We start from the raw sequence: 9894 nt of genomic DNA, 5'->3' as shown, positions 1-9894 counted from the left end.
GACGCGCACTTCTTCACCGAAGTCCGCTACAAGGGCACCAAGACCGTGGCCGTCACCCCGGACTACTCCGAAGTGGCCAAGCTCACCGACCTCTGGCTCAACCCCAAGCAGGGCACCGACGCCGCACTGGGCATGGCTTTTGGTCACGTCATCCTCAAGGAATTCCACCTCGAGAAGCCCAGCGCCTACTTCGTCGACTACTGCCGCCAGTACACCGACATGCCGATGCTGGTGCTGCTCGAACCGCACACCGAAGGCGTGCTCAAGCCGACCCGCTACCTGCGCGCGGCGGACCTCGCCGGCAACCTCGGCCAGGAAAACAACCCCGAGTGGAAGACCATCGGCCTCGACGAAATCAGCGGCGAACTGGTCTCACCCACCGGCGCCATCGGCTACCGCTGGGGCGAGTCGGGCAAGTGGAACATCGAGGAGAAAGAGGGCGGCGCGCAACGTGAAACACGCCTGGCGCTGAGCCTGATCGATGGCCCGGAAAACGCCTGCGACGTCGGTTTCCCGTACTTCGCCGGGCAGGAACACCCGCACTTCAAGGGCGTGGACAACGACGAGGTGTTGGTGCGCCGCGTACCCTTCCGCGAGTTCACTGGCGTCGATGGCCAGACCCTGCGCGTCGCCACCGTGTATGACCTGCAGATGGCCAACTACAGCGTCGATCGTGGCCTGGGTGGCCGCAACGTCGCCGCCTCCTACACCGATGCCGACGTGCCCTACACCCCGGCCTGGCAGGCGCGCATCACCGGCGTCCCGGCCGCCCGTGCCATCCAGGTGGCCCGCGAGTTCGCCGACAGCGCCGACAAGACCCACGGCAAGGCCATGGTCATCATCGGCGCCGCGATGAACCACTGGTACCACATGGACATGAACTACCGCGCGGTCATCAACATGCTGATGATGTGCGGCTGCATCGGCCAGAGTGGTGGCGGCTGGGCGCACTACGTGGGCCAGGAAAAACTCCGCCCGCAGACCGGCTGGGTCCCGCTGGCGTTCGGCACCGACTGGAGCCGCCCGCCGCGGCAGATGAACGGCACCAGCTTCTTCTACCTGCACAGCTCGCAGTGGCGCCACGAGAAGATCTCGATGCACGAGGTGCTCTCGCCGCTGGCTGACACCAAGCAGTTCCCCGAGCACGCGCTGGACTACAACATCCGCGCCGAGCGCATGGGCTGGCTGCCGTCCGCCCCGCAGCTCAACCGCAACCCGCTACACATCGCCGCCGACGCCGAGCGCGCTGGCATCCCGGTGCAGGACTATGTGGTGCGTGAACTCAAGGCCGGCAACCTGCGCGTGGCCAGCGAGCAGCCGGACGACCCGCAGAACTTCCCGCGCAACATGTTCATCTGGCGCTCCAACCTGCTCGGCTCCTCGGGCAAGGGCCACGAGTACATGCTCAAGTACCTGCTGGGCGCGAAGAACGGCGTGATGAACGATGACCTCGGCAAGGCCGGCGGCCCCTGCCCGGGCGAAGTGGACTGGGTCGATGAAGGCGCCGAGGGCAAGCTGGACCTGGTCACCACCCTGGACTTCCGCATGTCCTCCACCTGCATGTACTCGGACATCGTCCTGCCGACCGCGACCTGGTACGAAAAGGACGACCTCAACACCTCCGACATGCACCCCTTCATCCACCCGCTGTCCGCCGCCACCGACCCGGCCTGGGAAGCCAAGAGCGACTGGGAAATCTACAAGGCCATCGCCAAGAAGTTCTCCGAAGTTTCCGTTGGCCACCTGGGCGTGGAGAAGGACCTGGTCACCGTGCCGCTGCTGCACGACACCGCCAACGAACTCGCGCAGCCCTTCGGCGGCACCGACTGGAAGACGGGCGAGTGCGAACCTGTCCCTGGCCGCACCATGCCGACCCTGCATGTGGTCGAGCGTGATTACCCGAACACCTACAAGAAGTTCACCTCCCTCGGCCCGCTGCTGGACAAGCTGGGCAACGGCGGCAAGGGCATCGGCTGGAACACCGAGAAGGAAATCAAACTGCTCGGCGAGCTGAACCACAAGGTCACCGAAACCGGCATCAGCGAAGGCCGCCCGCGCATCGAAAGCGCCATCGACGCCGCCGAGGTGATCCTCGCCCTGGCGCCGGAAACCAACGGCCAGGTGGCCGTGAAGGCCTGGGAAGCGCTGTCGAAGTTCACCGGCCGCGACCACACCCACCTGGCGCTGCCCAAGGAAGAAGAGAAGATCCGCTTCCGCGACGTCCAGGCGCAGCCGCGCAAGATCATCTCCAGCCCCACCTGGTCGGGCCTGGAAGATGAACACGTGAGCTACAACGCCTGCTACACCAACGTCCACGAGATGATCCCGTGGCGCACCATCACCGGTCGCCAGCAGTTCTACCAGGATCACCCCTGGATGCAGGCCTTCGGCGAGGGTTTCGTCAGCTACCGGCCGCCGGTCAACACCCGCAGCACCGACAAGTTGTTCAACAAGAAGCCCAACGGCAACACCGAGATCACCCTGAACTGGATCACCCCGCACCAGAAGTGGGGCATCCACTCCACCTACAGCGACAACCTGCTGATGCTCACCCTGTCGCGCGGTGGCCCGATCATCTGGATGAGCGAGAACGACGCGAAACGCGCCGGCATCGAGGACAACGACTGGGTCGAGGTCTTCAACGCCAACGGCGCCGCGACCTGCCGCGCGGTGGTCAGCCAGCGCGTGAAGGACGGCATGGTGATGATGTACCACGCCCAGGAACGCATCGTGAACCTGCCAGGTAGCGAGACCACCAAGACCCGCGGCGGCCACCACAACTCGGTGACCCGCGTGGTCCTCAAGCCTACCCACATGATCGGCGGCTACGCCCAGCAGGCCTGGGGCTTCAACTACTACGGCACGGTCGGCTGCAACCGCGACGAATTCGTCGTGGTGCGCAAGATGAACAAGGTCGACTGGCTCGACGAGCCGGAGCAGGGCGGGCTGGGCGGTGACGCTCTGCCGCAACCGCTGCCCCAGGACATTTGAGGATTACTGCCATGAAAATTCGTTCGCAAGTCGGCATGGTGCTGAACCTCGACAAATGCATCGGTTGCCACACCTGCTCCATCACCTGCAAGAACGTCTGGACCAGCCGCGAAGGCGTCGAGTACGCCTGGTTCAACAACGTCGAAACCAAGCCCGGCATCGGTTACCCGAAAGAGTGGGAGAACCAGGAGAAGTGGAAGGGCGGCTGGAAGCGTAACGCCGACGGCTCCATCGTCCCGCGCATCGGCGGCAAGTTCCGCGTGCTGGCGAACATCTTCGCCAACCCGGACCTGCCGGAAATCGATGACTACTACGAACCCTTCGACTTCGACTACCAGCACCTGCACACCGCGCCCAAGGCCCAGCACCAGCCGGTCGCCCGCCCGCGCTCGCTGGTCTCCGGCCAGCGCATGCAGAAGATCGAATGGGGCCCGAACTGGGAGGAAATCCTCGGCACCGAATTCGCCAAGCGCCGCAAGGACAAGAACTTCGACCAGATCCAGGCGGACATCTACGGCGAGTACGAAAACACCTTCATGATGTACCTGCCGCGCCTGTGCGAGCACTGCCTGAACCCGGCGTGCGTGGCCTCGTGCCCGAGCGGCGCGATCTACAAGCGCGAGGAAGACGGCATCGTCCTCATCGACCAGGACAAGTGCCGGGGCTGGCGCATGTGCATCAGCGGCTGCCCGTACAAGAAGATCTACTTCAACTGGAAGAGCGGCAAATCCGAGAAGTGCATCTTCTGCTACCCGCGCATCGAGGCCGGCCAGCCGACCGTCTGCTCGGAAACCTGCGTGGGCCGCATCCGTTACCTCGGCGTGCTGCTGTATGACGCCGACCGCATCCACGAAGTAGCCACCTGCGAGAACGAGCGCGACCTTTACCAGAAGCAGCTGGAAATCTTCCTCGACCCGTTCGACCCGAAAGTGATCGAACAGGCCCGCAAGGACGGCGTACCGGACAGCGTCATCGAGTCCGCGCAGAAGTCGCCGGTGTACAAGCTGGCCATGGACTGGAAGCTGGCCCTGCCGCTGCACCCGGAATACCGCACGCTGCCGATGGTGTGGTACGTGCCGCCGCTGTCGCCGATCCAGAACGCCGCTTCCGAAGGCCACATCGGCAGCGACGGGGTGATCCCGGACGTCGAGTCCCTGCGCATCCCCGTGCAGTACCTGGCCAACCTGCTGACCGCCGGCGATACCGCGCCGGTACTGTTGGCCCTCAAGCGCCTGCTGGCCATGCGCGCCTACAAGCGTGCCGAGCACGTCGAAGGCAAGCAGGACCTGGCGGTACTGGAGAAGGTCGGCCTGTCGGTCAACCAGGTGGAAGAGATGTACCGCTACCTGGCGATCGCCAACTACGAAGACCGTTTCGTCATCCCGACTGCCCACCGCGAGGAAGCGCTGTCGGATGCCTTCGCCGAGCGTTCGGGTTGCGGCTTCAGCTTCGGCAACGGTTGCTCCAGCAGCTCTGGCAGCAATTCTGGCGTCAACCTGTTCGGCGGCAAGGCCGTGGACCAGCGCAACGTCATCCAGACCGTGCAGATACAGGAGTGACGACCATGGCCATCTCAATGGAAAGTCACAGCCAACTGCTCAAGCTCAGCGCGCTGATGCTGGACTACCCGCGCGTTGAACTGCGTGAGGAAAGCCTGGCCCTGCATGCCCTGATCCGCACCTGCAACCTGCCCGAACAGCAGCGCGACGGCCTCGCCGCGCTGCTCAACGAGCTGTGCAAGGGCGACATCCTCGATGTGCAGGCGAGCTACGACGGCCTGTTCGAGCGCGGTCGCTCGGTCTCGCTGCTGCTCTTCGAACACGTGCACGGCGAAAGCCGTGACCGCGGCCAGGCGATGGTCGACCTGATGGACCGCTACACCCAGGCGGGCCTGGTCATCGACGTCAACGAGCTGCCGGACTACCTGCCGCTGTACCTGGAGTTCCTCGCCCTGCAGGACGCCGAGTCGGCCCGCGCCGGCCTGGCCGAAGTCGCGCACATCCTCGCGCTGATCGCCCTGCGCCTGGAAGAGCGCGGCAGCGGCTATGCGGCGGTCTTCCGCAGCCTGCTGGAACTGTCCGGCGAGCAGCCCGACCTCGGCGCGCTCAAGCGCGACCGCGAGCAGGAAGTGCGCGACGACAGCCTGGAGGCCATCGACAAGGCCTGGGAGGAAACCCCGGTGAGCTTCACCGAGCCCGCCGTTGGTTGCCCGTCCACCAGCGCTCGCCGCGTCTCCACGTCCGCCGAACAACCCATGCAGTGGGTCGCCCAGCCGGTGCCGCAGATGCAGTACCGGGCGGCCAGAGAAGGAGTCTGAACATGTCCCTCGATCTTCTAGCGTTCGGGATCTACCCCTACGTCGCGCTCGCCATCTGCCTGATCGGCAGCTGGGCGCGCTTCGACCTCTCGCAATACACCTGGAAAGCCGGCTCCAGCCAGATGCTGAGCAAGAAGGGCATGCGGGTCTACAGCAACCTGTTCCACGTCGGCGTGCTGTTCATCCTCGCCGGCCACTTCGTCGGCCTGCTGACCCCGCACGCGGTCTACGAGCACCTGATCAGCACCGAGCAGAAGCAACTGCTGGCGATGGTCTCCGGCGGCTTCTTCGGCATCCTCTGCTTCATCGGCCTGACCGGCCTGATCCTGCGCCGCCTGACTAACGAGCGCGTACGCGCCACGGGGAATGCGTCGGACCTGATGATCCTGCTGGTGCTCTATGTCCAGCTGATCCTCGGCCTGTCGACCATCGTCGCCTCCACCCATCACCTTGATGGTTCGGTGATGGTCATGCTCGCCAACTGGGCGCAGTCCATCGTCACCTTCCAGCCGCTGGCCGCGGCCGAGGCCATCGCGCCGGTATCGCTGGTCTACAAGCTGCACGTGACCCTGGGCCTGACCCTGTTCGTGCTGTTCCCCTTCACCCGCCTGGTGCACATCGTCAGCGCTCCGGTGTGGTACTTCGGCCGCCGCTACCAGGTCGTCCGTACCAAGCGTCGCGCCGTGTGATGAAACGGCGGATAACGCTGGCGCGTTATTCGCCCTACCTGATGCTCTTCCCCCTCTCCCTTCATGGGGGGGACGCCCAGTTAGAGGGTCGGGGAGAGGGTTACTGGAGGTAATCGAAATGAGTTGCTCCCACTACGAAGCCAAGGTCGAACACGTCGAGCTGCCTGCCATCTCTGTCAACGGCGTCGCCATCGCCGAGGACGAACTGGCCCGCGAGCTGCAATACCATCCTGCCGCCAGCCACGCCGAGGCGCTGTACTCCGCCTGCCGTGCCCTGGTGGTGCGCCAACTGCTGGTGCAACGCGCCGCAGAGCTTGGCGTGATGGGGCAGGTCGAGGAGGGCGAGGCCGCCGAAGAGGCGAATATCCGCGCCCTGATCGACCGTGAAGTCGGCGTACCCGAGGCCGACGAAGCCAGCTGCCGGCAATGGTACGAAGCCAACCCGACTCGCCTGACCTCGCCCTGGCGCATGCGTCTGCGCCATGTGCTGCTCGGCTGCGCGCCGGATGACCTGGAAGGCCGCGCCAAGTCCCGCGAACAGGCCGAGGAACTGCTCGCCGAACTGCGCGAGCACCCCGAACGCTTCGCCGAAAAGGCCATGCGCTTCTCCGACTGCCCGTCGAAAGACGAGGGCGGTGAACTGGGCTGGATCGAACCGGGACAGACCGTTCCCGAGTTCGAGAAGCGCCTGCTGCAACAGCAACCCGGCCTGCTTGGTCATCCGCTGGAAAGCCGCTACGGCCTGCACGTGGTCGAGTTGCTAGAGCGTGAAGGCGGAGAGCCGCTGGACTTCCAGCAGGCGCGCCCGCGTATCGCCGGCTACCTTCGCGCCCAGGTGCTGCAGCGCGCCGTCAGCCAGTACATCAGCGTGCTGGCCGGCGAGGCGCGGATTGATGGTTTCGTCTTCGACGGGGCGGAGTCGCCGCTGGTGCAATGATCTGTTACGCAGCCCCCTCACCCCAACCCTGGCTACGCGCCCCGCTCCGGAGGGAGAGGGGGCTGTCCTCTGCCCTATGAGAGGTCGTATCGGTGTGCGCATCGGCACTTCCTTTGTTGCAACGTCAGGCGAGAGTCGTACTCGCCGCCGCTTCGATCTGCCCCCTCTCCCTCTGGGAGAGGGCTGGGGTGAGGGGTAGTGGTGTCCAAGGAGCTAAAACCATGTCCGAATGGATCGACGGCCAAGGCCGCAAGATCGACTACCTGCGCCTGTCCGTGACCGACCGCTGCGACTTCCGCTGCGTCTACTGCATGTCGGAAAACATGCGCTTCCTGCCGCGCCAGCAGGTATTGACCCTGGAAGAGATCGAACGGGTAGCTCGGCTCTTCGTCGAGCGCGGCGTGAAGAAGCTGCGCCTTACCGGCGGCGAACCGCTGGTGCGCCCCGGCATCGTCCACCTCTGCGAACGCCTTGCTGCGCTGCCCGGCCTGCGCGAACTGTGCATGACCAGCAACGGCTCGCAGCTCACCCGTTTGGCCGGCGATCTGAAGGCCGCCGGTCTTTCCCGCCTCAACATCAGCCTCGACACCCTCGATCCGCAGCGCTTCGCCGCCATCACTCGCACCGGTCGCCTGGAACAGGTGCTGCGCGGTATCGACGCCGCCCAGCAGGCCGGCTTCGAGCGCATCAAGCTCAACTGCGTAGTGATGAAAGGCCGCAACGCCGACGAGGTACCGGCGCTGGTGGACTACGCCATCGCCCATGGGCTGGACATCAGCTTCATCGAGGAAATGCCGCTGGGCCAGGTGGGCCGCGAGCGTGAGGAAAGCTTCTGCTCCAGCGATGAAGTCCGCGCGCTGATCGCCGAACACCACGAACTGCTGGACAGCGCCGAACACAGCGGCGGCCCCGCGCGCTACGTGCGCCTGGCCCAGCATCCGGGCCCGCGTATCGGCTTCATCTCGCCGCATTCGCATAACTTCTGCTCGACCTGCAATCGCCTGCGACTGACCGCCGAAGGTCGCCTGCTCCTGTGCCTGGGCCACGAAAACTCCCTGGACCTGCGCGGCCTGCTGCGCCGCCATCCGCTGCATGACGAGCCCGTTCTCGAGGCCCTGCGCGGCGCCCTGCAGCGCAAGCCGGCCCGCCACGAATTCAGCGTTGGCGACGTGCAGGTGCTGCGCTTCATGAACCTCAGCGGCGGCTGAAACAGACCTCCCTTGGCGGGCCTTGCGCCCGCCCTTTGCCTTGCTTGCATCCATCGCCAGCTAACGCTGAACTCTGCCTCCACGCCGATCAGCCCCCTCTCCCCTTGGGAGAGGGTTGGGGTGAGGGCGGCCCTTGCTCCAGGTTTTCAAGCGCAGCGCTTTACTCCAAACAAAAGAAAAGCCCCTGCGACATGAGCGTATCGCGGGGGCTCTGGGCATCTGCCAAAGGTATAACCGTGGAAGCTACGGTAAATCATGCGAAAGAATCGTTTCGAATCCTCCTCGGATCGCCTTGGAACGCTTCCCAGACTAAGGCTGTAGCCCAGCGCGCGACATTCCTCCGAAGGAGTAGGGCTGCGGTCGCAAAAGGGAGTGTGCCGTGCGGTCGCAGGGCGATTGACGTTGTGTACTTTTTAGTCCAGATTGGATTTTAAGTTTACGCGCCAGTGCGCGTGGACGAACGATAACAAGCTGGTCGCCTGGGTCAGGGCAAGGCAATGCCGCTGCAACGCGCCACGTTGCGCCCCTGGACGAATCACAAGACACCGATACTTCTCTGCCAAGACGCAGCGGCCGGCCGCCCGGCCCTGTCACCGAACATGCCACGGAGTTCATCGATGAATCGCAAAGCCCTGCTGGGCGGCCTGATGCTGGCCGCTTTCGCCACCTTCTCCCACGCCGACGACAAGCCGCTGCGCATCGGCATCGAGGCGGCGTACCCGCCCTTCGCCTACAAGACCCCTGAAGGCGGCATCGCCGGCTTCGACTACGACATCGGCAATGCGCTGTGCGAAGAGATGAAGCGCAAATGCCAGTGGGTCGAGCAGGAATACGACGGCCTGATCCCCTCGCTGAAGGTGCGCAAGATCGACGCCGCGCTGTCCTCCATCACCATCACCGAAGAGCGCAAGCACTCGGTGGACTTCACCCACAAGTACTACTTCACCCCGGGCCGCCTGGTGATGAAGGAAGGCTCGCAGCTGGACGAGCAGTTCAGCCAGCTCAAGGGCAAGAACATCGGCGTGCAGCGCGGCTCCACCGCCGACCGCTTCGCCACCGAAGTGCTGGGCAAGGCCGGCGCCAACGTGGTGCGCTACACCAGCCAGGACGAGATCTACCTGGACCTGCTAGCGGGTCGCCTGGACGGCACCTTCGCCGACTCCATCCCGCTCGAAATCGGCTTCCTGGAAACCCCGCGCGGCAAGGGCTTCGCCTTCATCGGTCCGGAGTTCAAGGACCCGAAATACTTCGGCGAAGGCGCCGGCATTGCGGTGCGCAAGGGCAATACCGAACTGGTCGGCCAACTCAACGCCGCCATCGACGCACTGCGCGCCAGCGGCAAGTACAAGGAAATCGAAGGCAAGTACTTCAAGAGTGATATCTACGGGGACTGATTTGCCCGTTGAGTTGCAGCTAAGGCCGCCTTCGGGCGGCCTTTTTGCTTTTCGTAGGAGCGAGCTTGCTCGCGAACTGCACTCTGCCGTCCCTGTCGATGAGTGCATTCGTAGGATGGGTCGGGCGGCGTTTCGCGAGCTTGCGATACCCATGCTGGGCATGCGTTGGAATCGAGGTGCTTGGCTTGGGCATTTCTGCGCCGCTTCGGCGTGCAGGCTGACTTCTTGTTTCGCCCCCTCGGGCGAGTCCCTTTTGTCAAACGCCACAAAAGGAACCAAAAAGTCTTGCCCCGGACATCCGGTTTTTCGCTTAGGCGAAAAATTCCCTCGTTGAACCGAAGTTTCAGGGGCACGCCAC

Annotated in this window: 7 protein-coding genes; all 7 read left to right on the top strand. The window is 64.4% G+C overall.

The features are described from left to right. Positions 1-2991 (top strand): nitrate reductase subunit alpha (locus PNI01S_RS28055; RefSeq protein ID WP_084359857.1); only part of this gene is annotated, 2991 nt, incomplete at its 5' end. Positions 2992-3002: 11 nt separating this feature from the next. Beyond that, positions 3003-4550: a nitrate reductase subunit beta gene (gene narH, locus PNI01S_RS28050; RefSeq protein ID WP_084359856.1), complete on the top strand. Its 1548-nt coding sequence runs from the start codon at positions 3003-3005 to the stop codon at positions 4548-4550. A 17-nt stretch (positions 4551-4567) separates the two neighbouring features. Next, positions 4568-5308: a nitrate reductase molybdenum cofactor assembly chaperone gene (gene narJ, locus PNI01S_RS28045; protein WP_084359858.1), complete on the top strand. Its 741-nt coding sequence runs from the start codon at positions 4568-4570 to the stop codon at positions 5306-5308. 2 nt (positions 5309-5310) lie between these two features. Continuing rightward, complete coding sequence (gene narI, locus PNI01S_RS28040; protein WP_037010005.1) at positions 5311-5997, top strand: respiratory nitrate reductase subunit gamma; 687 nt, start codon at positions 5311-5313, stop codon at positions 5995-5997. Positions 5998-6115: 118 nt separating this feature from the next. Continuing rightward, positions 6116-6934 carry a peptidylprolyl isomerase gene (locus PNI01S_RS28035; RefSeq protein ID WP_084359855.1) on the top strand — a complete coding sequence of 273 codons (819 nt, stop codon included), beginning with the start codon at positions 6116-6118 and terminating at the stop codon, positions 6932-6934. A gap of 221 nt (positions 6935-7155) precedes the next feature. Continuing rightward, positions 7156-8142: a GTP 3',8-cyclase MoaA gene (gene moaA / locus PNI01S_RS28030; protein ID WP_084359854.1), complete on the top strand. Its 987-nt coding sequence runs from the start codon at positions 7156-7158 to the stop codon at positions 8140-8142. Between the two features lie 599 nt (positions 8143-8741). Further along, positions 8742-9536 (top strand): ABC transporter substrate-binding protein, encoded by a 795-nt coding sequence (locus PNI01S_RS28025; RefSeq protein WP_169891277.1) that lies wholly within the window; start codon positions 8742-8744, stop codon positions 9534-9536. The last annotated feature ends 358 nt before the right edge of the window (positions 9537-9894 follow it).

Source organism: Pseudomonas nitroreducens NBRC 12694 (assembly GCF_002091755.1).
GTDB classification, from domain to species: Bacteria; Pseudomonadota; Gammaproteobacteria; order Pseudomonadales; family Pseudomonadaceae; genus Pseudomonas; species Pseudomonas nitroreducens.
Note: the sequence above shows the minus strand (reverse complement) of the source record. Positions and strands in the feature narration are given on the sequence as shown.

What these genes read in the sequence shown, in the direction of transcription:
- narH (WP_084359856.1), top strand. Translation starts at nt 3,003, where the DNA reads ATGAAAATTCGTTCGCAAGTCGGCATGGTGCTGAACCTCGACAAATGC.
- narJ (WP_084359858.1), top strand. Translation starts at nt 4,568, where the DNA reads ATGGAAAGTCACAGCCAACTGCTCAAGCTCAGCGCGCTGATGCTGGAC.
- narI (WP_037010005.1), top strand. Translation starts at nt 5,311, where the DNA reads ATGTCCCTCGATCTTCTAGCGTTCGGGATCTACCCCTACGTCGCGCTC.
- PNI01S_RS28035 (WP_084359855.1), top strand. Translation starts at nt 6,116, where the DNA reads ATGAGTTGCTCCCACTACGAAGCCAAGGTCGAACACGTCGAGCTGCCT.
- moaA (WP_084359854.1), top strand. Translation starts at nt 7,156, where the DNA reads ATGTCCGAATGGATCGACGGCCAAGGCCGCAAGATCGACTACCTGCGC.
- PNI01S_RS28025 (WP_169891277.1), top strand. Translation starts at nt 8,742, where the DNA reads ATGCCACGGAGTTCATCGATGAATCGCAAAGCCCTGCTGGGCGGCCTG.